The organism is Streptomyces coacervatus (assembly GCF_029223485.1).
Classification (GTDB): domain Bacteria; phylum Actinomycetota; class Actinomycetes; order Streptomycetales; family Streptomycetaceae; genus Streptomyces; species Streptomyces coacervatus.
Genome location: NZ_JARHTP010000012.1, coordinates 171,635 through 195,424, shown reverse-complemented (window position 1 = coordinate 195,424; position 23,790 = coordinate 171,635). Strand labels below are relative to the sequence as shown.

Genomic DNA, 23,790 nt, shown 5'->3' with positions numbered 1-23,790 from the left:
TGCGGTGAGCGGACGGCTGTGGGCATGGTGAAGGGGGTGCTGGTGAAACCTGTCCAGCACCCCCTTGTTAGTAGTCATTCTACTATGGTTAGGGGTGGGGTCAACTGCGAAAGGCCAGGCCAGGAGGGGGGTTACTCGGTGGTGGAGGCGGCGAGCGCGGCTTCCATCTCCTCGGCGCTACGGCGTCCGAACACCTCGTCGTAGGTGAGCAGCCACGTCCAGCCGTCGAGCTTGTTGTCCGAGGCGCGTACGACACCCCCGCCAATGCCGTTGTGGATGTGCGGGATGGTCACCGACTTGGCGTTCACGCGCAGGACTTCGAACCAGGTCTTGCCCCGGCGGACGAAGTCACCCTTCTTGAAGTCGGCCTTGGACCACACCTTGAAGCCGTTCTTCTCGGCCTCGGCGATGACCGCCTCCCAGTAGGCGATTTCCTCGGTGAGCTCCTCGTGCCGGATCACGAGCTCCTGATTGGTCACGTCCCGGCCGGAGCCCTCAGCCGACTCCTCGCGCTGCCGCCTCTGAACGCGCCGCAGGTCGGCCTGGAGCCTTTCGATGCGGCGCAGAGTCCGCCGCGGCGCCTTACGGAACTGCTCGTATCCTTCGGCCGCCCTCTGGCGTCCGGACCAGTACGAAGCCTTCTCGCTTTCGCTGATGCTGGTCCGCATCGCGTGGTCGATGCGTTCGACATCGCGGCGGGCGCGTCGTTCGGAGTGGTGGCCGACCAAAATCGGCTGCCCCATGGGGATGCCGTCGGCGACCTGGTGGCCGTGCTGGTACGCGGACTCGGAGCGGTTCGCGGCATTGTCGGCGTAGCCGCTGAACCGCTCGGCCCGCCCCTCAGCGCGCTCGACGCGATCCGCCTCGGCTTCCGCGAAACTACGCCGGTTGCTCTCGTCGATCGTCACGTTGACCTCGAAGCCGGCCTCGCGCAGGGCGGCCGCGGCCGCGTTGATGTACCAGGTCTTCGCGGCGCGGTCGCGGGACTGCCGGATGCCGAGCTGACCGATGGAGGGCATGTAGCGGAAGCCGTGCCGGCGAACGATTTCGTAGACGCCATCACCCTTCGCGCTGCCCTCGATGAGCGTTCCTTCGCTGCGTGAATGGATGATCTCGATGGTCACTGGCGGGGTCCTTCTGCGAGTTCGGCCAGGGAGACGGGGATGAGGGCCAGACCGGTGTGCCAGCCGCCGAAGATGTCCTGCGCCGCGCGGTGAGCGGTGCGCACCTGATACCAAGTGCCGTGGCCGACAAGGGCTTTGGAGTCAGTGACGCGGAACGCGATCGCCTCACCGTGCGTGTCGCGCAACGGTTTGCTGCCGTGTCCGCGCAGCCACACGTATCCGCCGACCTTCATGACTCCTCCGGCGCTTCCGCGCGGGAGCACAGCAGGAGCGCCGTCTCCAGGGACACCAGGAGGTCGTCGCGGTCGAAGGCGAGGGACGACGCGGCATGGCGTGCCGAGTGCGGCCCGGCGCAGAACCCTTCCGCGTCCCCGCCCGGGTGCTGCTCGGCCCACGAGGACGCGTACTGGGTGAAAGCCCACGCGTACTGGCCTGCGGACGTCGGAGATTCGAGCTCGGCCGCTGTGGCGGAGCGGGCTTCCCAGGCGGCGAGGAGAAGCGCCTGTCGTCGCACTTCCGGGCTGGTCAGAGACCACAGGCTGGGCAGGCCGAAGACGACGAACGCCTCCTCCACGTTGTTGTCCACAGCAGCTATGGCCCGGGCAAGGAGACGGTGGAGCGAGACGATCTCCTGCTCGCCGTCCTCGCTCTCGCTGTTGCTGGTGTTGTTGTTCACGGGCTCTTCCTTCGTGAGTGACGGGGTGGTGGCCCAGGACGGCCACCACGTGGTGCGGGACTCGGGATTGTCGGGGCCGGGCTGGCGCGAGAAGTCGCAGGCCGCGCGCACTTGGTACTCCCACGAGCCGTCCGGCCAGGGGCCCTTGCGGTCGATGACCGTGGCGGTACCGTCCGGAAGACTGCGGGCCCACTGCTGGTTGATGTGCGAAACCCGCGTGCCGACCGGCAGGGGGTGGCGGGTCATGAGTGATCGGCCTCGTCGGGGACAGGGGAGCGCGCGAAGAAGGCAGCGATGCCGGTCTGCGTGCGCTGGCGGTCTCGACTCACTGCGCCTCCGACTTGGGGGCGAGGGCGGCCAGCAGGAGCACGGTCTGCAGGGATACCGCGTGATCGTCCCGGTCAAAGGCGAGGGAGCTGGCGACGTTGTACGCCGAGTGCTGGCTGGTGCAGAACAACTCCACCGTGTCGCCCGGGTTCTGGCGAGTCCACTCTGCGGCGCTCTGGATGAAATCCCGCGCGTATGGGCCGGTGATCGAGGGTGCTTCGGCCAAGTCCACGGTGGCGCTGCGGGCTTCCCAGGCGACGAGCAGGAGCACGTACCGGCGGACCTCTGGACGGGTGATGGCCCACAGTGATGAGAACCCGAAGGTGATGCGGGCCTGTTGGAGGTGTCCGTCGCAAGCGGCCAGGCCCCAGGAGATGAACTCGTGAATGGAGTGGGCCTCCCGCGCGATGCGGTCCGGGGTGGGAGTGTGGTCGTTCAAGGGAATTCCGATTCGTTGATGCGGGAGTGGCGGCGTAGGGCCACCACGTCGTACGGGACTCAGGGCTGCCCGGGCCGGGTGGTGCGAGCAGCAGGACCCCAGGCACTGCCCTCCGCCATCCGGCCACGGGCCTTGGCGGTTGAGGAGGTGTCGGTGCCGTCCGGCAGGAGGTGCCGGGTCATGAGCTGGCCGATCGCCGGGCGCCGTCGCCTGGGGCGGCCGTGCGATGGCGGGCCGCGGTGATCACAGCGCACGCTTCGCTGGTGCGGCCCAACTGGCTCAGCGCGCACACACGGAACATCAGCGCCCAGTGGTGTGCAGGAACACCGTTGGCGAATTCGTCGAAGGTGGGTGGCCGCCGCGCGGAGGGGAGCCGGGTCCAGGCGTTGCGGACAATGCGCTGCATGGTTCGGTTGGCGCGTAGGATCTGCCCGCCCTTCAGGCCGAGTTCGCCGATGATGTCGGCGGCAGCATCCAGCGGTAGGTGCTTGTCGAGCACGGTGGTCATCGTCTTTCGGGGATCTGGACAGGCTGGACTGGCCGGGGCTGCGCTGCGTCACAGCCCCGCGGCGGGCATCAGTGGGCGGCCACGCCGAAGAACAGCCAGGCACCGGAGCCGTCGACCGCCGTGATCGGCAGTGCGCCGGCGGGCCCGTACTTGCCGCTGACCCGCGGATCCTCGCCGTCGAGCAGCTCCTTCGCGCGCCCCACAGCGTCCTGCTCGCTGCGCTTCGGCTCGTCGAGCAGCGTCACCTCGTCCTTCTCGGCGATGGTGCCGGTGAAGCCGGAGGTCCCGTACTCCCATTCGGCCTGCGCGCGAGCAGTGTTGAAGGCCGTGTGCATGTCGGTGCCGGTGGCGGTGGTGTAGAAGTCGAGAGCGCCCATGAGGCGGCTCCTTCCGTTGAGTTGGGATGGCGGCATGGCGCGGCCTGCCCCGGTACGAGGCGGGCCGAAGTCGCGGAGCGTCAGTGGATGTGAACGCGAGGCCGGTTGGTGCGCATGACTCGTGCGCGGGCAGGCTGATGGCCGTCCTGCTTGCTGTAGATCTCGGCGAGCACACGGTCGGCGCCGACCACCGCGGTGACCGCGTCCTCGAGTACGGAGCTGCGCAGGTCCGGGCCGAGCGTGCCGAACCATGCCTCCATCGCGGCGCCGTCCTTCTTCACCAGGCCCAGCGTGTCCGCGTACGCCTCCCAGGCGTGCACCGTCATGTGCGCGGCCCAGTTGATGGCGGTCGCGGCCTGCTCCTCGGTGATGTTGTGCATGGTGGCGACCTGCAGAACGGCGAGCGGGTCCGGCGTCATCGTGCGCATCAGGGGTGCTTCCTTTTCTCGTATTCCAAGAGGGAGTTGGGCGCATTTCCCCTTCCCAACTGGGATTAATTCTACTATCTGTAGAGGGGGTGTCAATTGCGTTTGTGCAGGTCAGGGCCTCGGTGGGCGCCTCGCTGTGCGTGCCTCTACGCTGCCGCGCGCGCCTCGCGGCCGGTGCGAGAGGCACGCTTGCGGATGCTCGCCGCACCCGCGCGCCGCACCTCCGCCCGCTGTGACGTCACCCGGCACAGTCCGCACAACGGCTCCCCGAGCCGCTGGTGCGCCTTCACCCCGCTGCTCGTCCCGCACGTACCCGCCTGCGAGGCGAGCTTCGACAGAGCAGGTGCACCTGCGGCCACAGCGACGGCCCGTCCGTTGACCCACGTACGCGCCGCGCACACCCCGTCGAACCGGTTCGCCTCCGGCCGCACCCGCTCGTAGCACTCCAGCACGAACGGGCACAGCTGCGCGCAGCCCTCCATGAGCGGCCCGCAGGCCTTCATGACGTCACTGGGTCTGCTGCGGACCAGCTCCTCGCTGGGCACGTACCCGTCGAGGCCGGCGCACGGCGCGGCGGCAGTCCAGGCTGCGGAAGTGGTGGAGGTGATCACGGGGAAGGGCCTTCTCGTTGTCGCGTGGAATCAGAACAAGGCGGGCTGCGCCTTGGCGGGCGGGCAGATGGCATCCAGGGCGGCCGACGCCTTCAGCTCCAGGCCGCTGGCCCGGCGTGCCCACGGGCGGTAGAACAGGGACGTCCACAACTCGGGCGTGCGGAAGGGGACCGGGCCCGGAATGTATGCGGCTTCGTGCGCTGCTACGGCCTCGACCGCCGCGCGCAGAAACCCGTAACGAACGGGTGTCAGACGGGAGTTCACCGTCCGATGTACGTCCTGCCAGTACACGAATCCGGACCGCGCACCGCCACGAGCCTCGACGTCGTAGCGAAACCCGCACCCGCTGGGCATGGCCGCCCAGCGCGTCAGGCATCCGGCATCCGGCTCTCCCTCGAGGCGCCGAACGCTGCGATCGCGCTGCCCCTCATCGAACTGCTTCTCGCCCCACCGGATGCGGGCGCGAAGATCCGGCAGGTCGATGAACTCCAGGAGCAACGCTGGTGAGAAGAAGTCACGCACCGCCATCTGAAGGTCGTCCTCGTTGAGGTTCACGCCCTAGCCCCGTCGAAGTCGCGGAGATGTGGGCAGGCGGCGAGGTGGGCCGTCGCGGCCTCGACGAGGGGCCTAAGGTTCAGGTCTCCTGCCTCGTAGTGGCACGGATGAGGGGGCAGGCTGTCGTAGACCACGCACCGCCAGGCGGGCGCCGGCCCATCCTCGGGCACGTGGCTCAGGTGCCAGCCCGCGAGCGCCCCGGGCGCCCAGCGGTTGAACGGCAGGGCGTCTTCGCAGGCAACCACGAACAGCGTGCCGTCGTCGGCGAAGGCGCAGATGGCCAAACCGCCGCGGGTTTCTATGTACGGGTGCAGCCCGGCCTCTTCGAGGGCGACGTGCACGTCGCTGTACACGGCGAGAGCGCGATGCTCGTCCGGCCCGTAGTCGGCACGGATCGCGGCCACCTCGACAGTCACATCAAGCATGTCTATCCATCCTCCACGCTGGTTGTGCACTGGCCTATTTTTGGCCAGTGCACAACCAGCTGCGATTACTTGACCTTCAGCGCCACGCGCTTCGTGAAGTGGTCACCAAACCGGCTCCGCAGCACACTGACCGCCAGGTCCAGCGTGCTCCATGCGCACTGCGGGATGTCCGTGAAGAGCACCCCCGTCAACGGCAGATCGCCCTTGGGCTGCTGCGTGAGCGCCAACGCCTCCCACCCCTTGCCGCCCGGCCGGCACTGAGCCTCAACGGAGCTCTCTCCGTGATAGGCGATCACGCGCACCTCGTCGCCCCGGCAGGCCACCTGGAACATCCTCGCCCTGGTGAAAGCGTCAATGAGTTCGTCGTCGGGCATGTAAGCGATCCCGCGGCAGATGGAGCCGTACTTCATGTGTGCCTCCCAAGGTGAACGGACCCTTCCTGCTTATAGGGTTAATTCTACTATGTGCGGCAGGGGTGGCAAATCCCCCGAGCGGCAACCGCTGCACATTTATACATCAGCCTATTTCTGACGGCGACTCTACCTCCCCGCCACCAGCCGCAGCCTCCCGCCTCCTGCTCCGCATGGCAGCAAGCTGCTGCCGCGCAACCTCCGACAACCCCTCCACCCCCGGCTTACGCCGCACCTGCGCCAACACCCGCTCATTCGCCTCCCGCTCACGGGCCTTGAACCGCTCCTTCTCTGCCCGTTGCTGCGACGCCCGAAGCTGCCTCGGACTCGTGCCACAGCCCCGGCACGAACGGCCCGGCCTATCCGGATGCGTCGGGCACGAACCCTCCTCTGTCTCGTCGAGCGGAGCGTCACCCGGCTCCCCTGCAGCGCCAGCTGTGGGGGTAGGGGGGTTCTTCTCTGGATATTGGCTCTGGTTACTAACTAGAACGCCCGAAGATCCGGCGTCCGGAAAACCGGCGCCCGAAAACCCGCCTTCGGTGCCACCGGCCTCCTCCCCGTCACTGCCTCGTCCCCCCTCGGGCCACTCCTCGTCGGCGGCCGCATCGACCTGATCGAGCCGCTTCTTGAGCCTGCACGCCACCCGCCGCGCCTCCAACTTGCGGTACTCCTCGGCCGCCCACTCCTGCGCCGTGTCGTACACCTCGGTGATACGGCTCAGCGTCCCGTCCGCCAGCCGCTCGGTCACCACCCGGTAGTAGCCGAAGTCCTTCAGCTCGCGCAGCGCCGTCTTGATCGCCTCCTTACCCTCCTTGCCCGCGCTCGCGATCGACTCGGCACGCACCCTCCACGCATCCGGCTTCGAGATCAGGAACGCCAGCACGCCCCGAGCCCGAAACGACAGACGGGAATCCTCAAGGGTGGCCGTCGGCAGCACGGTGAACCCGGTGCTGAGGTGGCGGCGCAGAATCGACACGGAGCATGCCTCCAAGGCGGTAATAAGACTTCGAAAGATCAAAAGAGAAGGCGAACCCCACACCGTCCGTGCGGGGCCGCCACAGAGGCCGTCAGGAGGTCTTGCGGGCCCGGCTGACCTTGATGGTGCGGGCAGTCTTCTGACCGGCCGCCTTACGCCGGGGCACGACCATGCCGGCCCGGCGAAGAATCTGGATCATGGCCTTCTCGTCCGGGACCATGGGCACGACCAAGTCGGCGTCCTCGAACAGCTCGACCATCGCAGCGACATCCGACTCTTCCTTGTCGTTGCCGCCGCCCCACCCCAGGTGGTTGTCCCCGTAGTTGCCCTCCGGGGAGTCGTCGAGCATCGCCCGAGCCATCTCCTTGACCCGCTTGGCTTCCCGGAATCGCTCGTGAGCGCGCACGTAGTCGGCGAGCGCCTTCGCGCGGTCTTCGTCGTCGTGGACGAGAATCGTCTGCGCGGGCCGACCCGGCGGCACGCCCGGCCAGCAGGAATGAACAAACGGGCAGTTGTCGCAGATCACCGACAGGCCGGGACCGTCATGGTCGCGCCGCAGCTCCTCCGGAGAGTCCGCCTCCACGACACGGTCCACCCACCAACGAGCCTGAGCAGCCAGCCACTCGTCGAAGACGAACTCCTCGATGTGCTCCTCGCCCGTATCCCGGCATACGAAGCGGAACCGGATGCGCTGCACGTCGATCGGGCCGAGCCTGTGCAGGTACCGCTGGCCAGGAACATCCGCGAACCCGACCGTGCGCAACAGGTCGGCGTACAGGAGGACTTGCCGCATCTCTGCTGCTGTCGGCCCGAACCTCACGACCCGGTCCCAGACGCGGCTCGACTTCGTCTTCACGTCCTCCACCGTCAGGTGCGCGGCAGGCTCGGCAGGACGATGCCGCTTGGGCAGCCGCGCTGCCGTGGCGGCGTCGAGCTGTACGACGTCGATGTGCCCGCGCAGGGTCCCGTCCGCGACGGTCCGCTCTGTGAGCCACCCGTACTCGCGGCGGGCATCTTCGAGCAGCCCCTGGTGGATGTACGTGCCGAGGATCGCGGCGCGCTTGTCCCCGGCGTTCGTGCGCTCCGTGCCGGCCAGGATGTATCCGGCGCGGCGTGAGCAGATCGTGTCCGACGCCCCCAACTGTCTCTGCACAGAACGGGGTCGGCGGGCATCAGCGGAGTTCGCGGCATCCCAGATCGACAAGGAAGCAGGCGCACTCAAGGTGGTGGCGGTCACAGCAGTCTCCAAGAGGGCACGCCGGGGCCCGACCCGTCACAGCGGGCCCCGGCAGGGTGCGAAGGTCAGGCGGCGGTGAACTCGTCGGGCGGCAGCTCCTCGAAGTCGCCCGGGTCTTCGGCGGCCTGGTCCTGCTGCTCAGCTGCAGCTGCCCGCAGCCGCGCCACGTCATCGCTTGTGGGGTCGCTGAACTTCTTCGGGTTCTTGACCTCGGCGGCCGTGCGCTCGATGGCAGCGCGGACCACGAGGACCTCGTTGCGGCTGAGGTTCTCGTCTGATTCGACCTGCCGCCATAGCTTCTTCAGGCCGTCAACGCCCTGCTCGGCCGCCTTGTGGACCTTCGGCATCCACTGCTGCGCCAGATCCCCGGTCAGCTCCGGGGCGACCTTGGGCTGGTTGTGGATCGAGCAGCCCATCAGGCCGAACACCAGCCTCTCGATGGATGATCTGCGGATCGCTGTCGCGCTGTAGCCGCACCCACACCGTCGCGTCGTAGGCGAGAGACTTGTGGCCCTCCACCCGCCAGTCCTTCGTCTTCGGGATCGGATCGCCGTTGCCGTCCACGGCAGCCACTTCCTTGCCACGGGCGAGCAGGATCACAATGCCCGGCATGGTGCGCACGAGATACATGACCCGCTGCCACCGTTCGGATGCGTCGTTCCACAGATTCATGGAGGGCCTGATCTCGGCATCCGGGTCCTGGCGCAGCTTCGCCTCGTTCTTCGGCGTGCGGTGGGCGCGCTCGTTGGTCCAGTTCACGAGCATCCGCCACAGCATCGACACCGAGTCGATCACCAGGACGACCGGCTTCTCCTTCGCCGCGGCAGCGCGCCTGGCCTCGGCGTGCACGGCCTCAATCTGGCCGAGGATGTCGCGGTAGCTGCCGTTGTGCTCGATGAGCAGGTAGTCCGCACTTGGCACGTTCGCGTACTCATCGGCCGTGTCTTCGCCGAGCTCCAGCCAGTACGCCTGGCCGGTCTGCTCGGAGCCGGTGAATGCGGCAGCCTGATGGGAGTTGTGGGTGACGAGGAAGTGCTCCGTGACGTACAGATGATCCTTGGCGGAAACCTCAATACAGCGTGCTTCCTTGTTGCCGACGAAACTGACCTCGGTGATCGTCCGAACCGGACCCGTGATGAATGTGGGTCGGGTTCGCTGCCACTGATCGGCCTTCCGCTGCAAGGCGAACGGGCAAACCCCCTGAGGCAACCGCACCCGCATTCGGTACGAGGTCAGCCCGTTGCGGCGCTGTCCGTCCGGCGTGCGGCACGAAGTTGCTTTGGTAGTCGTAGAAGCCGTGCCGCCGAGGGACTCCACCAACTCGCGCACATCTGTGGCGAGCTGGGGCGAGGATGTCGAGTAGGTTGACGCTGCGCTTTCCATGCCGCCGTCGGTGTCCATCAGACCGCGCAGGAGTGCCAGGCGCGCGTCCGGAGTCGCCCTCAGGTACTGCTGAGGGATCAACTTGTCTTCGCTGCGCTTGCCATGCAGACCAAGGGCCTTAATGAGCTTGAGTGTGGAGCCGCCGGTGATGCGCGCATGGACGCCGTCGTCGCGCATCTTGAGCTGGTCGCCTGGAGGGAGCGCAGCCCTCACGGCTGCATGCAACTCTTCATCGCCGCTCGTGAAGCTCACCGTGCTTTGCTGTGTCATCCCGCCGTCCCCGAGGAGAAGACCCAGTAGATACGGCTCTACCACCAGACCTTCGGGCGTGGGTATGTAGAGCACCGGCTTGACCATCGGCAGGTGCATGATCTCGCCGTGGGTGAGCCGTTCTCGGATCTCGTCGGTGCGGAGCACTCGCCCGGGATGAGAGACCTTTCGCCCGTTCTTCTGGCGGTGCTTATCCCGGGTTGTCCATATCTGCCATAGGTGATCGCCCGAGACCTCGACGCAGGCTCCATCGGAGGTGGTCAGCCGGTAGATGGGCAGAACGCCGCGGTCGTGGACAGCGGTGACCGTGGTGGGTCGCCCATTCGAACCCAGCACCGTGCTGCCGGGCTGGAGTTCGCCCATCGGTGTCCAGCCGGTTGGCGTCGCTATGAGAGAAGTGAGTGGTTGGGCCTTCCCGCTCTTCTCCTCGCCTTCGATCAGGACGATCGGCCAGGGGATGACGCCGGTGGGCTTGCGGGTGCGCAGGCGTGGCACGGTCATGCTGGACACAGAACATCTCCAAGAGACTCACAGGAGGGTAGACACTGGCCTATTTCTAGGCCGTGTGGATCTTCCTGATCTCGAACAGGGGGGACCACTCGGGGTGCAGGTCGATGAGGCGTCTCGCGTAGCGGCTCCGGAAGTCATTGTTGAGCTTCCAGGGCTCCCCGCGGGTGGCCAGTCCGTACTGCCAGCGCAGGACCTCGAATAGCATCCCAATGCCGATGCGCCCGAGTCCGCGCTCGACGCAGTCGGCGGTGAGGCTCTCCAGGTGCTTGAGGATCCAAGGGTTGAGCTGGTCGAATGCCTCGAACCGCTCCTGGATCGTCAGCTTGCCGCCTGGATTCTCGGGTTGCTGTATGGCCGCGATGGGCAGCTCTAGCTGCACGGTCACTTACCCCTCCTCGTTCGATGTGTCGCAGCCTATTTTGCATGCGGTCGCTGCCGCTCACGCATGCACCCTTAGTGGATGAGGTTAATTCTACTATGTATTGAGGGATGGGCAACTCCGCCGAACCGCTCCAAGACAGCGAATCCGGCGGACGCGACGACGCTACGACCCCGCTGCTGCCTTGCCTCGCGCGGCGATCGCCGACCCGGGCCCCTCGTAGCGGCCCTCCCGCAACGCCGCAGCAACATCCTCCTGCAACTGCCACACGCCGCCACGACTCTGCGCCATCGTGTGCTCCGCGCCCTCGAGGACGGTCGACAACAGCCACACAGGAGAGCCACCCAGAAGGTAATCCTCCGCCGGCAGCATCCCGCCGCCCCGATTGCGGGCATTCGCCGCCACATGCTGGCTGACACCGAACAGCGCCGCGTACTCCTGCAGCCCCACCAGCGGCGGCAGCTCGCCCTTCTTCATCGGGCGGACCGTCGCCTGCTGCTCCTCCTCCAACTGGGCAAGGAGCGACTCGTCCAACTGCCGGCCGCGACTACCCGGCGGCAGCGCGAAGTCCACAGCCAGACCACCGGGCCAGTACGGCTTACCCGAGACGATCACAGCTTCCTCGTAGGAGACGATCCCGGCCGGGATCCACCGGTCGCTGACCGCCGTCGGCGCAACGTTGTAGATCTTCGCGAACTCCTTACGGCCCACGATCAGCGGCTTCGCCACGACGGCCTCCCTCCCACTATGACGTACCTGGAAGAGCAGAATATGTACAGCCGCCGCGGATTCGAGCGCCGAGACCCCTGAGCTGGGCACTGTTAGGCTGAAGCCGCACTCTCGAAGTGGTGTAGAAGGCCTCTGTAGCCCACTTAGCCGATGCTCGGGGGCCTTCACCATGCTCTGTGTCGGCCACGGACTCGGAACGGGCAATGCACCCAAACCCGGCCGCGGGTGCGAGGCAGCATCGAAGGCGACAGGCGTGGGCAGAGCACCTTGTGCACAAGTGCTCTGCCCCTATCCGCCCATACCGCGAGACTTTTCGGGGAACCGGGGCTTCTGCCGGTGGTCGGCCTGGGGCGACGGCTCGCCGCTGACACGAGCTGGTGCTTCGCCGCCCGTCGGCTTTCATGAGGTGATGCATCCGCAGATGAGGCCCCGCCACGAAGACGGCAGATCGCACCGGATTCGCCCGGGCCCACGAGCTGCTACGGCGATTACGCGTCAGTAGCCTTGACGGTCGGCCGCTGCGTAGCCACGACCAGCGGCTGACGTCGACTCAGTGCCGAGGCCGTGGGCCTCCAGCTCCTCGCGGAGCCGGGTGAGCGCCCGGTGAAGTGTGCTCTTGACGGTTCCGGGCGCCATGCCGAGCGCGGTGGCCGTCTCTTCCGTGGTCATCTGCTCCCAGTGCCGCAGCACGACAACCGCGCGCTGCTGGGGCGCCAGCACCTTGAGGACGTCCATGAGCAGCGCGCGGTCGGCGCACTGCTCGGTGCAGTCCTCGATGCTCGCCTCCGGCAGCTGCTCTGCGGGGAGCTCCTTCAGCTTCTGGGCTCGCCACCACTCCGTGCGGGTGTTGACCATGATGCGGCGCAAGTAGGCATCCGCGAACTGCTTGTCCGCTATGCCCTCCCAGTGGCGGTACATCCGTACGAGTGCCGTCTGCAGCAGATCCTGAGCGTCGAGTGGGTTGGGGACCAGGCGCCGGGCGCTGCGCAGCAGAGTGTCATGCCGTGTACGGACGTACTCCTCGAATTCCAGCACCTCGTCAAGGTGCTTGCGCCGGTTCATGCGTGGAGTTCCTTTCGTGAGAGGGCGGCAGGGATGCGCGGCGTGGGCTGACGGCAAAAGGCACCGGGTCGAGGTACGACCCCGGCGCCGTCTGTTCCTCGGTCGCCCCTTGATCACGGTGGAGGATGGCCGAGGCGCTGGAACGCGGCAGTTCGACAGCATCGCCCGGCCGTCGTGCTCGGGAAGGAGCCCGGGGACTTCCGTCGGCGCCTTCCCAAGCAGGCGGGGAGCCGGTCACCTGGAGGGCAGACGAGGCCCGTCCGCAGGCCACCGGTCTGCGGACGGGCCCGGTGTGCCGGCCGATCCCCTCGCGTCGGCCGGTACCCCGGCCCCTTGGCGTGACGTCCCGTCATGAACGGTCGTCTGTCAGGGAGTAGGTCAGTACGAGAGCGTGGTGGCGGAGAACTCGTACGGGGTGTCGCCGATGTGAGCGTCGGCGAAGCCCCAGGAGGTCACGGCCGCGTCGATGAGCATGCGGCTGTACGTCTCGTTACTGCCAGTGCACTGCGTGCCCTTCTGCCGGGCATCAGGTGATGTGGACGCGGGTGTCGTCGTAAGACGTCACCGATGTGCCCTGGGCGGTCGCGCACCTTGAAGTCGAACAGGAGCAGGCCTCCGTCAGGAGGCCGTGCCCCCGCTCGGATCTGACGCTGTGCCAGGGCTCAGAGGATGTCCATGCTCTTGGCCCTGTACTGGCCGTCGTAGTACATGTTCACCCAGGCCTGGCGGAGGCCGCGGTGCCCAGCGCAGTAGGCGTACGACCAGCGGGTGTCGCCGGCCCACCGCCGTGCCCCGCTTTTCAGGGTTCCGTCCTTGCACTGGGCGTGAGTCTGGTAGGACCAGTGCGGGCCCTTGCCGTTGCAGAAGCCGCCCGCAGTGTTCTTGTCGTGCCAGGTGCCGGTGCGCTCGTTGCAGTCGTACCACCCCGATGAGGCCGCAGAGGCACCGCTGACGGCGTGGGCGACGTTGCTCGTCTGTGATGCGATGTGCTGCTGGATGCTGTCCGCCTCGGCGGAGCCGATGCCCGTCAGGGTGAGACCACCGACTAGGTCGTGTCTCCCAACTCCGTTGGGGCGTGAGGGGCTTCGCGGATGCTCGTAGACATGACGTGGCATTCATGAGCACCCCGCACTGCTGCTTCCTGTGACCGGAAGACATTGAGGGCGATGCCGGACGGCGTCGCCCTCCTTGGTGTGCCTGCTGCATGAACCACGCGCCCGACGCTGCCCGTCTCTTCCGGAGGCAGTGAGGCTCCGAGCACGCGCAGGCACGGTCTCTTCCCTTCACCGTTGCCAGGAGTGCCTCGTGCCCGTGTCGCTTCCCCCTGCCCTCGAACTCTCCCTCGGCCTGTTGCGCTGCCCGACGTGCCGCACGCGCCATCTGCACCCCGTCCGCGGCGCACTGCGCTGCCCGGGAGGCCACACCTTCGACATCGCCCGCCACGGCTACGCCGGCCTGCTGACGGGCACCCGCGCCACCAGCGGCGACGACACAGCCATGGTCCAGGCCCGGAACCGGTTCCTGTCCACCGGTACCTACGCGCCCATCCGCAACGTCGGCGCCCGCCTGGCGGCCGACGCCGCCGCTGAGCAGGCCACGGTCGTGGACGTGGGATGCGGCACGGGCTACTACCTGGCCGGCGTACTCGACCGGCTGCCCGGCGCCCGTGGTCTGGGCCTGGACACCTCGGTGCGTGCACTGCGCTCGGCAGCCCGAGCCCACGAACGAGCCGCGGCGGTGGCCTGGGACGTCTTTCGTCCCTTCCCCCTCGCCGATGGGGTGGCCGATGTCGTGCTGGACGTGTTCGCCCCGCGCAACCCGGCCGAGTTCCACCGCGTGCTGCGCCCGACCGGCCGGTTGATCGTGGTCCGTCCCACCAAGCGGCACCTGGCCGAGCTGCGTGACCGGCTGCCTGCGATGGTCACGATCGACCCGGCCAAGGAACAGCGCCTGCACCGGGCACTGGACCCATTCTTCGAGGGCACCGTCACCGAACAAGTGGAGTACACCGCACCCTTGACCAGGCTGGATGCCCTGGATCTGGTGACGATGACGCCGAGCGCACGCCACGTGAGCCGTGCAGACCTGACCGATGACGGCCTCCTGCCCGATGAGGTCACCGTCTCCGTGCTGGCCACCGCCTACCAGCCTCGGTGACCACGAGCGGGCGCATGCGCCTGCTGACCGACGAGCAATGGGCTCGCCTGGCGCCCTGCCTTCCCCGCAACGCAGGGAAGGCAGGGCGCCCGTTCGCCGATCACCGCCGCATCATCGAAGGAATCATCTACCGATACCGCACCGGAATCCCCTGGAGAGACCTGCCCCGCGAAGCGTTCGGGCCCTGGCAGACCGTGTGGAAGCGTCATCGCAGGTGGGCAGCGGACGGCACCTGGGACACGGTTCTGACGCAGCTGACCGCCCAGGCGGACTCAATCGGCGGGATCGACTGGACGGTCTCAATGGACTCGACGATCAACCGGGCCCACCAGCACGCCACGAACACGGCCCGGCCGGAGAAGGACACCGGCGCCGCCACCCGCCACAGCAAGAGCGAAGCCCCTGCCACCAGGGGTGAGCCGGCGGGCCACGCAATAGGCCGGTCCCGCGGCGGCCTGACGACCAAAATCCATCACGCCGTGGACGGCAACGGCCGCCCGCTGGCCGTCATAGTCACTCCGGGCCAGGTCCACGACGCGCAGGTCCTTCCCCTCCTTCTGGGCGACATCCGGGTTCCGCGACTCGACCGCGGCAGGCCGCGCACTACACCGGACGCTCTGCTCGCAGACAAGGCGTACTCCTCGAAGCAGGTCCGTGCGGACCTCGCAGCCCGTGGCATCCGCGCGGTGATCCCCGAACGCGCCGATCAGCAGGCCAACCGCAAGAGAAAGGGCCGCAGCGGCGGACGCCCCCGCGCTCTGGACACCGAGACCTACAAGCGCAGGAACGTCGTGGAACGATCTTTCAACCTGCTCAAGCAGTGGCGAGGTCTGGCCACCCGTTACGACAAACTCGCGATCGTCTATCGCTCTGCAGCCGTACTGGCGGCCGTCATCACCTGGCTACGAAGTTGAGAGACACGACCTAGCGGAGAGGCGGTCATGGAGCCCGACCCCGGGGTCGAACCGGGGGACGCCGAACCAGCGGATGCCTCGGGCAGCCGACGAAGAAAGAGGAGAGCCGGTTCGGGGTGGGATCGCCGGTCGGAGTGCGGCTGGTGCCGTGGCGCAGGCCATCGGAGTCCCACCGGCTGCGGGAGAGCGGGTGCCGCAAACCGTGGGGGCCTGCGTACGCTGCGAGCTGCCAGCTATTCCTCGGCACACCGAGGCCAAGCAGCCCGCGGACACAGCCCCGCATCCGGCGTCGTCCTTCACCCGGGAGAAGCGGGCTCAGGTCCGCAGGAAGAGTTCTTCGAGTTCCAGGTCCCAAGCATTCGTTGGTGCATCGTGGATCACAACAACGGACTGCTCGTTGCACTGTCACTACATGCGGCGCGGGCACCAGTCGGTGGCACAGCCGGGCCAAGTCCGGCCCGCGTACGTCAAACCCCCGCTAGACTCCCCACCGGCAGGCCGTTGACCAGCAGAAATACAGAAGTCTGGCTGGAGCATAGACGAAGATTTTATGAAGATCGATGATTGGGGCAAGGGCTTGAGTGCCGAGGCCACTTCAGTTGCCTACACCTATTTCGACCGAGCGTCGGGTTGCTGGCTAGTCAAGGTCTCGCTTGGGGCGTCCTACACCTTCGAACGTGAGCGACTTCCTCCAAGCAGCCCTCGGCGCGCGGCTGCATTGAAGCAACTGGGCTGGAGTCCCGTCGGTACTTGGGCTTGGTCTGAGGAACAAAACGGGAAATACTCTGTCTTGACGGGCACTGTCATCGTGGAATCTGTTTCGGATAACGGCGCGAGTTAACTCTAGGTGTTGCTGGCCATGACGTTGGTGACGCTCGTGCCAGGGTTCCGTCGTTCTCGCGATCGGCGGGAACACGTGAGGCCGAGGGGCGCCGGCGACCGGACCATGTCCCGACGTGATGGCCCGGAGACGGGGATGGACCTTGTTGAACTGCTTATGTTTGTCCGGGAGTCCGCAGCTCGCTTGAGCCTTGCTCGGTGCTTCGACCGTGCCCTCGGCTCCGGCATACGCCTTGTCGGCCAGGACTGCGATGCCCCGTGCTGCGCAGGTGGCGATGATGCCCTGTTCGCGGGCGGCGGTCAGGTCGTGGCCCGGCCGGGCCACGCGGGCGAGAACCACACGAGCCCCCGTCCTGGGCAGTGACGGCCTGGATGTTCACGCCGTGGCACTTCTTCTTGCCGCTGTAGTCCGTGGTGCCGTCGTTTAGCTTGTCGCTTTTGGTGACCGGCCCGTCCGGCAGTAGGAAGCCCGGGTCGGCCTCGCGCATCGCCTCGGCGAGCGTGGGTGCGTGGCGGGCGAGCAGGTTGACGACGTCGTGCACGTAGGCGTGGGTGGTGCCCACGCTGATCCGGAAGCCGGCGGCGAGCGGGGCCGGCGTCTCGTGCTTGTGCAGGTACGCCAGCGCGACCAGGGCGCGTTGGTGCGGACGGAGCCTGCAGTTCGGGTCACCATCAACGGTGACGATGAGCATGGCGACCAGTTCGACGAGGGCATGGGGCAGTTTGCGTGCGGCATGGTAGACGGTCAACGAGGCTTCCTGGCAGACGAGTTACGGCTTCAGGCATCGCACTCGATCGCTCGGGAGCCTCGCCTGTTCTCCGGGTACTTCTGTGCGATACGCGAAGGCACCCGATCAGGCAGCCAGTTGAAAAGGATCGCTATAAGGATGTTTGCTACGTCAAGCCATAAGTGATGCCTTCGTACCCTTTCGTTGACCTATCCTCTAAAAGTTCTGCAATGGTTTCGTATCCGTTCCCCCTCGACTGAGGGTGCAGGTTTCGCTGACTGTGCGTCATTTCGAGACGAGGGCAGGGTGCATATCGGGCATTGCCGCGCCTGAAGTTACCCTGGGCTATCGGTCCTCGGCTGGCGTCTTGCCTGCTGAGAGGCTGTGTGGCCGCCGGTGCCGCCTGAGCCTGGCGAGGCCTCTTTCCGCCCCTCGGCCGTCTGTCATGATCTCCGCGCTTGTGTGATTTCTGTAAGGGCTTAGTGCGGAGGGGTGTCATGCACGCGCGTAGGTTCATGAGGAGGCGACTGAGATGCTTGCCGTTGGCACGCTCGACGGCCGTCGTGGTCGCGACCGCTTTGATCGGTACCTTTGCTGGGACGGCGGCTGCTTTCCCGGCGTCAGCCAAAGCGGCGCCTAAAGCTCACTCGGCCACGGTGAAGAAGGTCAAGAAGCGGCCGGATGCTGTGGCGGCGATGATGGCGGCACGTAAGCAGCATCACCGGGTAGAGGTCCTGTCGGATCGCACGCCGTTCGCCCAGACCTTCGCCAACCCCAACGGCACCATGACCTACCAGGCCAGTGCCGAGCCTCGCTGGGTGAAGAAGTCCGGTTCCTGGGTGCCGGTAGACCCCACCCTGGTGAAGAACCGGGACGGATCCTGGGCACCGAAGGCTGCCGAGTCCGGCCTCAAGCTTTCGGGCGGCGGAAACACCACGCTGGCGACGATGGACTCGCGCGCGGGCTCTCTGTCGCTGTCCTGGCCCTCCAAACTTCCCGCCCCGAAAGCCAGCGGGGCCAGCGCGACCTACCCGAATGTGCTGCCTGGCGTTGACCTCGTGCTGACCGCGAAAGCGGCGGGAAGCTTTGAAGAGGTGCTGGTCGTCAAGAACAGGGCGGCGGCAGCCAACAAGGCGCTGACCCACCTCACACTGGGCATGTCTGCCAGCAAGGGCCTGACGGCCAAATCTGACAAGCATGGCAATGTCAAGGTGAAGACGGCCAAGGGCTCGACTGTCTTCAAGTCCCCGGCCCCCACGGCCTGGGACTCGACCGTGGGCAAAGCCGATCCCACGAAATCCACCGTCGTGCACCCAGGCCAGGGAGCACACCGCGCCGCTGTCGGAGTGAGCATTGCTCACCACGGTGAGCACCTGAAGATCCCGTCGAGTTTCCTGTCTGCTTCGGCGACGAAGTACCCCGTCTTCGTGGACCCCTCTTACACCGTGGGGCCGACCTGGCTCTCCTTCGTCGAGGTGCAGTCGGCGTATCCGACGGCGTCGGACTGGTACTGGACCTTCGACGGCAACATGAGCGTGGGGTACGACGGCAGCGGCATCGACCGCTCCTACTACTCCTTTGGTCTGCCGGGCGACGCCTACGGCGCCACCTCCAAGGTCCTGTCCGCGACGGTGACCGCTGAGGTCACCAAGACCGACATGGCCACCAGCGCCTCGCACTCGGTGAACCTTTACTCCACCGGCTCCATCTCCAACGCCACCACGTGGAACAACCAGCCCACCCAGCTGGCAGGCCCCGCCACCGCCACGTTCACCACCAGCAGCACCGCACCCGACACCAACGTCTCGTGGGACGTGGGCAGCTACGTCGAGTCGATCCTGACCGACTCCACGTACACCGGACAGTTCACCGCCGGGCTGGTCAACCAGAACGAGACAAACACCAACGGATTCGTCGCCTTCAGCCAGAACCCCACCTTCACCCTCACCTACGACCACACCCCATGGCCGGTGGGCACCACGTCCTTCACCCCGGACAACCCGGCCTCCAACGGCAAGCAGTACAGCAGCTCCGCCACCCCCACCTTCTCCGCCTCGACCACCGACGCCGACAGCGACCCGCTGCAGTACCAGTTCCAGGTGCTCTCCGGTTCCTCCGTGGTGGCCTCCGGCGCCAGCAGCTTCGTCGCCTCCGGCGCCACCGGCACCTGGACACCCACCTCGGCCTCGGCCCTGGCCAACGGCGACTACTCCTTCAAGGTCCGCGCCTACGACGGCACCGAGTACAGCAGCTGGTCCGCCGCCACCGCCTTCACCGTCGATGTGGAAACCCCGGCCAAACCCGGCATCTCCTGCAGCGGCTACACCACAGGAGCCTGGCACACCCTGATCTCCGGCGGCACCACCTGCACCCTCTCCGACACCTCCTCCTACGTCGAGGGCTACTCCTACGGGCTGCGCCACGGCTCGGACCCGGTGACCTGGAAGTGGACGACCGGCTCCCAGGTGACCATCAATCCCACCGCCGCCGGCCTGTACACCCTCGAGGTCTCCATGGTCGACGACGCCGGCGTCCAGTCCGACCCGGCGACCTATACGTTCGGCGTCGGCTCCTCGGCCATGCTCTCCCCGGCCGACGGATCCCAGACCTCCGCCGGCATCCTGCTGCAGGCCGCAGCCCCGGACGGCTACACCAAGGTCACCTTCAAGTACCGCCTCGGCACCAGCGGATCCTTCCAGGACGTGCCCTCGGAGACCACCTTCGACTGCGGCTGCTCCAACGTGTGGCCCATCGCCACGGTCAGCAACGCCGAAGGCGTGCAGTCGCCCTATCTCACCTGGAAGGTGACCGAGTCCCTCAGCGACGACGGACCGATCCAGCTTAAGGCGGTCTTCACCAACGACTCCGGCAGCACCACGGTGACCACCGACCCGGTTACCACCACGTTGGACCGCCTGGGCAGCGGCGTGGACTTCGGGACCACCACGGTCGGACCCGTGACGGTGGGCCTGCAGTCCGGCAACGGGGCCGTGTCCGCAACCGACGTGTCGATCGCCACCTACGGCAGCGGACTGGGCGTCTCGCGCACCTTCAACTCCCTCAATCCCCACACAAACAGTATTTTCGGCCCCGGCTGGACCTCCAGCCTGCCCGTCGCCGGCACCTCCGCCTCCTGGTCGTCGATCACCGACAAGGGCAGCTACGCGCTTCTGACCGGTAGCGACGGATCTACTCTCGCCTTCGACGCCGGGAGTACCACCGGCGGCGTCACCTCCTACATGCCGCTGGGCTCGGCCGCAGCCAGCGGGCTCACACTGACCAAGAACTCGGCCGGCTTCACCCTGTCCGACAGCACCGGCACTCAGGTGGTGCTCAAAACCCCCGCCGGCGGCACCAGCGGCCAGTATCTGCCCTCCACCGTCACCCAGCCGGGCAGCAGCCGTTCCACCGGCTACATCTACGACCCCTCCAGCAGCAGTTCCACCTACGGCAAGTTGATGCTCGTGGTGGCCCCCGATGCGGCGGTCAGCCAGTCCAGCACCGCCGCCTGCCCCTACCCGGCCACCAGCAGCAGCTGGAGCACCGGCTGCCGCGGCCTGAAGCTGAACTACGACAGCACCACCGGGAACGTCTCAGAGATCGACTTCCTCACCTCTGACGGCACCGACCTGACCAGCACCGCGGTCGCCAAGTACAGCTACGACAGCAGCGGCCGCCTGGTCGCCGAGTGGGACCCGCGCACGAGCCCAGACCTGAAGACCACCTACACCTACGACGAGACCACCGGAGACGCAGATCTCGGCCGGCTGACCCAGATCAGCCCCGCCCAGTCCACCCCCGGTTCCCTCGCACCCTGGGTGCTCGCCTACAACGACACCGCCAGCAGCAGGGACTACGGCAAACTCGCCTACGTCAGCCGCACCCACAACACAGCCAACGGCGGCCTCACCGCCAAGAGCGTCATCGCCTACAGCGTCCCGCTCACCGTCTCCGCAGGCGGGCCGGCCGACATGGACGCAAGCACCGTGGCCACCTGGGGCCAGAGCGACATCCCCACCTCCGCGGTCGCCGTCTTCCCGCCCGACCACGCCCCCACCAGCACCCCGCCCTCCGACTGGACCTACGCCCAGATCTACTACTACGACGCCGACGGCCGCGAGGTGAACACCGCCAGCTACATCAACGGCTGGAAGATCAACACCACCGAATACGACTCCTACGGCAACGACGTCCGCGAACTCACCGCGGCCAACCGCGCAACGGCTCTCGCCGCGGGCGCCAACTCCGCCGGCGTCGCCCGCCAACTCGACACCGAAACCGTCTACTCCGCGGACGGTACGCAACCGCTCGACAGCTACGGACCCGCCCACCAGGCAAACGCCGCAGGAGACCGCCAGCTCATCCGCACCCACACACACCAGGTCTACGACGAAGGCGCTCCCAACAACGACCAGGACGCCAACGGCAACCCGTACGACCTGGTGACTACCCAGACCGTCAGTGCCAGCCTCGGCACGGCGGTTCCCGGGAACGGAGACGTCGACGCACGCACCACCCGGTACAAGTACGACAACGGCAGCGACAACGAAGGTTGGACGCTGCGAACCCCGCTGCAAACCGTGACCGACCCAGGTACCGGCCACCTCAACATCACCAAAACCGTGGCATTCAACGAGGACAGCAGCCTGTACGGCGGCGAGCCCCTGCAGATCGCCAGCAGCCAGCCCAGCGACACCGCCGGGACCGCCGCCGGCACCACCAAGACCATCTACTACACCGCCGGCACGAACAGTGTCGACGGGGCCTGCGGCAACCAGCCTGTCTGGGCCGACCTCATCTGCAAGACCAAACCCGCCGCCCAGCCGAACACGTCCGGCCTCGCGAGCCTTCCGGTCACCACCTACACCTACAACGTCTACCTGCAACCACTGACCAAGACCGAGACGTACACCGAGGCTGACGGCACTACCGCCACCCGCACGACTACCACCACCTACGATGCGGCCGGGCGTACAACGCGCAGTGCCGTCTCCACGACCGGTACCGGTATGGGATCCGCGGTGGCTCCGGCCAAGACCGTTTACAGCTCCACGACGGGCCTGCCCACCGATCTGCAGAGCCTGGACTCCTCGGGGAACGCGACGGCGGACCTGGCAACCGCCTACGACGACTTCGGCGACCCCAGCAGCTACACGGACGCCACCGGAAGGGTCACCAACTACAGCTACGACCTTGCCGAACGCGTCATCAGCCGCAGCAACAGCGGTGACACCACGACCTACGCTTACAACGGCGGGAGCGTGCACGATGGCAGTCTCACGAGCGAGACGGACGCACAAGCCGGGAACTTCGGCGCCGCCTATGGCGCGGACGGCAACCTCGTCACCGAGACCTACCCCGGCGGCACCACAGCGACCTACACATTCGACGCGACGGGCACCGCAACCTCGTTGACCTACACGAACAGCAACTGGTCCGGTTCGTTGACGGACTCCGTCCAGACCAACGACGCCGGAGACTGGACCAGCCGCTCGGAGCTGTCCAACACCAAGACGTACAGTTACGACGCTGCGGACCGGCTGACCGCCGTAGCCGACACGCAGTCGGGCCAGTGCACCACACGTGCCTACGGCTACGAGGCTGATTCCAACCGTACGAAGCTGACGACGAGCGCCCCCAAGGCGGACGGCACGTGTCAGACCAGCACCAGCTCCATTGAGAACCATGCGTACGACGCAGCGGACCGGATCACCGACGCGGGATTCACCTATGACACGCTCGGTGACATCACGACCACCCCGTCCGCCGATGCCGGAGGTTCTGGCGATCTGACCGCCGGCTACTACGCCAACGGAATGCTCGCGAGCCAGACGCAGGCCGGCAACACCAGCAGCTGGACGCTGGACCCGACGGGCACTCGCGTGTCCACCACTACCGTCGCGAGCAGCGGCATCACCTTCACCAACGACTTCGCCAACCAATCCGACAAGCCTGATCTGATCACCGCGTCCAACGGCGCGTGGACGCGGAACGTGCTGGGGCCGGACGACCATCTGGCCGCCACAGTCACGGCATCGGGTGTCTCGCTGCAGCTGATGGATCTGCACGGCGACCTCATGGCCACGGAGGATCTCGCAAGCAACTCCGTCGCTTCCACCTCCACGTACACCGAGTTCGGGATGGTGGAAGCAGGCCCGGCGGCCTCGTACGGATGGGCGGCAGGCGCCCAGCGCGAGAGCACCGGCCAAGCCGGGCAGATACTCATGGGCGTGCGAGGCTACAACCCCTACCTGGGCCGCTTCGACCAACGCGACCCCGTTCCCGGAGGCAGCGCCAACGCCTACGACTTCGCCGACCAGAACCCCGTCAACAACAGCGACATCTCCGGGCGCTGGACCTTCCCTCACGGCCACGCCACGTGCGGGTACGTCACCTGCACCTTCTACCTGAGCCACTGGGGAAGCAACCATCTGTACAACCTGATGGCGGACTGGGGCTGGTCCACCGCAGCCGTAGGCGCGGCAGTCGGCGCCCTGCTGGGGCTGGCCATGTGTGAGGGGAACGCGTACTGTGCGACGTTCATCGCCGGCTACTTCGGCTACATGACGTCGGCCATCATCGATGCAGCGGACCGCGCCCACAATCACCACATATGTTTCGCAATGAAAACCACCTTCCCCCAGTGGCATGCGATCGGGATCCTCTTCTTCCCCCTTTATCCCGAATCGGTGGGAGGAAGAAATTGCTGGTGACCAGGGAAGACG

General features: G+C 66.8%; 23 protein-coding genes. 3 read left to right on the top strand and 20 right to left on the bottom strand.

Annotated elements, in window-relative coordinates; genetic code table 11:
• Nucleotides 1-131: 131 nt before the first annotated feature.
• From P2Q00_RS28830 to P2Q00_RS28740, 19 genes are all read right to left on the bottom strand, one after another.
• Nucleotides 132-1,124, bottom strand: coding sequence for a DUF3560 domain-containing protein (locus P2Q00_RS28830; RefSeq protein WP_275775932.1), 993 nt, complete (start codon nt 1,122-1,124; stop codon nt 132-134).
• Nucleotides 1,121-1,357, bottom strand: a complete 237-nt coding sequence (locus P2Q00_RS28825; protein ID WP_275775930.1) for a hypothetical protein — start codon at nt 1,355-1,357, stop codon at nt 1,121-1,123. The genes P2Q00_RS28830 and P2Q00_RS28825 overlap by 4 nt, the downstream gene beginning before the upstream one ends.
• Nucleotides 1,354-2,046, bottom strand: a complete 693-nt coding sequence (locus P2Q00_RS28820) for a hypothetical protein (RefSeq protein ID WP_275775928.1) — start codon at nt 2,044-2,046, stop codon at nt 1,354-1,356. The genes P2Q00_RS28825 and P2Q00_RS28820 overlap by 4 nt, the downstream gene beginning before the upstream one ends.
• 79 nt (nt 2,047-2,125) lie before the next feature.
• On the bottom strand, nt 2,126-2,566 hold the full coding sequence (locus P2Q00_RS28815; RefSeq protein WP_275775926.1) for a hypothetical protein: 441 nt from the start codon (nt 2,564-2,566) through the stop codon (nt 2,126-2,128).
• Between the two features lie 178 nt (nt 2,567-2,744).
• Nucleotides 2,745-3,065 (bottom strand): hypothetical protein, encoded by a 321-nt coding sequence (locus P2Q00_RS28810; RefSeq protein WP_275775924.1) that lies wholly within the window; start codon nt 3,063-3,065, stop codon nt 2,745-2,747.
• A 77-nt stretch (nt 3,066-3,142) separates the two neighbouring features.
• Nucleotides 3,143-3,451 (bottom strand): hypothetical protein, encoded by a 309-nt coding sequence (locus P2Q00_RS28805; protein ID WP_275775923.1) that lies wholly within the window; start codon nt 3,449-3,451, stop codon nt 3,143-3,145.
• Nucleotides 3,452-3,531: 80 nt separating this feature from the next.
• The gene (locus tag P2Q00_RS28800) at nt 3,532-3,879 is read right to left on the bottom strand and encodes a hypothetical protein (protein ID WP_275775921.1); all 348 of its coding nucleotides are present in this window, start codon (nt 3,877-3,879) and stop codon (nt 3,532-3,534) included.
• A gap of 146 nt (nt 3,880-4,025) precedes the next feature.
• Nucleotides 4,026-4,490: a hypothetical protein gene (locus P2Q00_RS28795; RefSeq protein WP_275775919.1), complete on the bottom strand. Its 465-nt coding sequence runs from the start codon at nt 4,488-4,490 to the stop codon at nt 4,026-4,028.
• 30 nt (nt 4,491-4,520) lie between these two features.
• Nucleotides 4,521-5,018, bottom strand: a complete 498-nt coding sequence (locus P2Q00_RS28790) for a hypothetical protein (protein ID WP_275775917.1) — start codon at nt 5,016-5,018, stop codon at nt 4,521-4,523.
• 23 nt (nt 5,019-5,041) lie between these two features.
• Complete coding sequence (locus P2Q00_RS28785) at nt 5,042-5,470, bottom strand: hypothetical protein (protein ID WP_275775915.1); 429 nt, start codon at nt 5,468-5,470, stop codon at nt 5,042-5,044.
• A 65-nt stretch (nt 5,471-5,535) separates the two neighbouring features.
• Entirely contained in the window at nt 5,536-5,880 is a 345-nt protein-coding gene (locus P2Q00_RS28780) for a hypothetical protein (protein ID WP_275775913.1), read from the bottom strand.
• A gap of 106 nt (nt 5,881-5,986) precedes the next feature.
• Nucleotides 5,987-6,856 (bottom strand): hypothetical protein, encoded by an 870-nt coding sequence (locus tag P2Q00_RS28775; RefSeq protein ID WP_275775911.1) that lies wholly within the window; start codon nt 6,854-6,856, stop codon nt 5,987-5,989.
• A 91-nt stretch (nt 6,857-6,947) separates the two neighbouring features.
• The gene (locus tag P2Q00_RS28770) at nt 6,948-8,009 is read right to left on the bottom strand and encodes a hypothetical protein (protein WP_275775909.1); all 1,062 of its coding nucleotides are present in this window, start codon (nt 8,007-8,009) and stop codon (nt 6,948-6,950) included.
• Between the two features lie 149 nt (nt 8,010-8,158).
• A complete protein-coding gene (locus P2Q00_RS28765; protein ID WP_275775907.1) occupies nt 8,159-8,440 on the bottom strand; it encodes a hypothetical protein in 282 nt (93 codons plus the stop codon).
• Nucleotides 8,403-10,247 carry an LAGLIDADG family homing endonuclease gene (locus P2Q00_RS28760; protein WP_275776028.1) on the bottom strand — a complete coding sequence of 615 codons (1,845 nt, stop codon included), beginning with the start codon at nt 10,245-10,247 and terminating at the stop codon, nt 8,403-8,405. Before P2Q00_RS28760 ends, P2Q00_RS28765 begins: the two co-directional genes overlap by 38 nt.
• A 55-nt stretch (nt 10,248-10,302) precedes the next feature.
• Nucleotides 10,303-10,641 carry a hypothetical protein gene (locus P2Q00_RS28755; protein WP_275775904.1) on the bottom strand — a complete coding sequence of 113 codons (339 nt, stop codon included), beginning with the start codon at nt 10,639-10,641 and terminating at the stop codon, nt 10,303-10,305.
• 159 nt (nt 10,642-10,800) lie between these two features.
• Entirely contained in the window at nt 10,801-11,364 is a 564-nt protein-coding gene (locus P2Q00_RS28750; protein WP_275775902.1) for a hypothetical protein, read from the bottom strand.
• A gap of 495 nt (nt 11,365-11,859) precedes the next feature.
• Nucleotides 11,860-12,426 carry a SigE family RNA polymerase sigma factor gene (locus P2Q00_RS28745; RefSeq protein ID WP_275775900.1) on the bottom strand — a complete coding sequence of 189 codons (567 nt, stop codon included), beginning with the start codon at nt 12,424-12,426 and terminating at the stop codon, nt 11,860-11,862.
• Between the two features lie 662 nt (nt 12,427-13,088).
• Complete coding sequence (locus tag P2Q00_RS28740; RefSeq protein WP_275775898.1) at nt 13,089-13,541, bottom strand: hypothetical protein; 453 nt, start codon at nt 13,539-13,541, stop codon at nt 13,089-13,091.
• A 190-nt stretch (nt 13,542-13,731) separates the two neighbouring features.
• On the opposite strand from P2Q00_RS28740, the gene P2Q00_RS28735 reads away from it, so the two are divergent.
• Both P2Q00_RS28735 and P2Q00_RS28730 read left to right on the top strand, forming a co-directional pair.
• A complete protein-coding gene (locus tag P2Q00_RS28735; RefSeq protein WP_275775896.1) occupies nt 13,732-14,583 on the top strand; it encodes a methyltransferase domain-containing protein in 852 nt (283 codons plus the stop codon).
• A gap of 14 nt (nt 14,584-14,597) precedes the next feature.
• Complete coding sequence (locus P2Q00_RS28730; protein WP_275775894.1) at nt 14,598-15,497, top strand: IS5 family transposase; 900 nt, start codon at nt 14,598-14,600, stop codon at nt 15,495-15,497.
• A gap of 995 nt (nt 15,498-16,492) precedes the next feature.
• On the opposite strand, the gene P2Q00_RS28725 is transcribed toward P2Q00_RS28730, so the two are convergent.
• Entirely contained in the window at nt 16,493-17,086 is a 594-nt protein-coding gene (locus P2Q00_RS28725) for a helix-turn-helix domain-containing protein (RefSeq protein WP_275775892.1), read from the bottom strand.
• 635 nt (nt 17,087-17,721) lie between these two features.
• Here P2Q00_RS28725 and P2Q00_RS28720 point away from each other — a divergent pair.
• Nucleotides 17,722-23,778, top strand: coding sequence for an RHS repeat-associated core domain-containing protein (locus tag P2Q00_RS28720; protein ID WP_275775891.1), 6,057 nt, complete (start codon nt 17,722-17,724; stop codon nt 23,776-23,778).
• Nucleotides 23,779-23,790: the final 12 nt, after the last annotated feature.

Bases quoted from the DNA above. Each gene is read 5' to 3' on its own strand.
- P2Q00_RS28820 (WP_275775928.1), bottom strand. From the start codon at position 2,046: ATGACCCGCCACCCCCTGCCGGTCGGCACGCGGGTTTCGCACATCAAC.
- P2Q00_RS28785 (WP_275775915.1), bottom strand. From the start codon at position 5,470: ATGCTTGATGTGACTGTCGAGGTGGCCGCGATCCGTGCCGACTACGGG.
- P2Q00_RS28780 (WP_275775913.1), bottom strand. From the start codon at position 5,880: ATGAAGTACGGCTCCATCTGCCGCGGGATCGCTTACATGCCCGACGAC.
- P2Q00_RS28745 (WP_275775900.1), bottom strand. From the start codon at position 12,426: ATGAACCGGCGCAAGCACCTTGACGAGGTGCTGGAATTCGAGGAGTAC.
- P2Q00_RS28765 (WP_275775907.1), bottom strand. From the start codon at position 8,440: ATGCCGAAGGTCCACAAGGCGGCCGAGCAGGGCGTTGACGGCCTGAAG.
- P2Q00_RS28805 (WP_275775923.1), bottom strand. From the start codon at position 3,451: ATGGGCGCTCTCGACTTCTACACCACCGCCACCGGCACCGACATGCAC.
- P2Q00_RS28800 (WP_275775921.1), bottom strand. From the start codon at position 3,879: ATGCGCACGATGACGCCGGACCCGCTCGCCGTTCTGCAGGTCGCCACC.
- P2Q00_RS28740 (WP_275775898.1), bottom strand. From the start codon at position 13,541: ATGCCACGTCATGTCTACGAGCATCCGCGAAGCCCCTCACGCCCCAAC.
- P2Q00_RS28760 (WP_275776028.1), bottom strand. From the start codon at position 10,247: ATGACCGTGCCACGCCTGCGCACCCGCAAGCCCACCGGCGTCATCCCC.
- P2Q00_RS28730 (WP_275775894.1), top strand. From the start codon at position 14,598: ATGCGCCTGCTGACCGACGAGCAATGGGCTCGCCTGGCGCCCTGCCTT.
- P2Q00_RS28825 (WP_275775930.1), bottom strand. From the start codon at position 1,357: ATGAAGGTCGGCGGATACGTGTGGCTGCGCGGACACGGCAGCAAACCG.
- P2Q00_RS28790 (WP_275775917.1), bottom strand. From the start codon at position 5,018: ATGGCGGTGCGTGACTTCTTCTCACCAGCGTTGCTCCTGGAGTTCATC.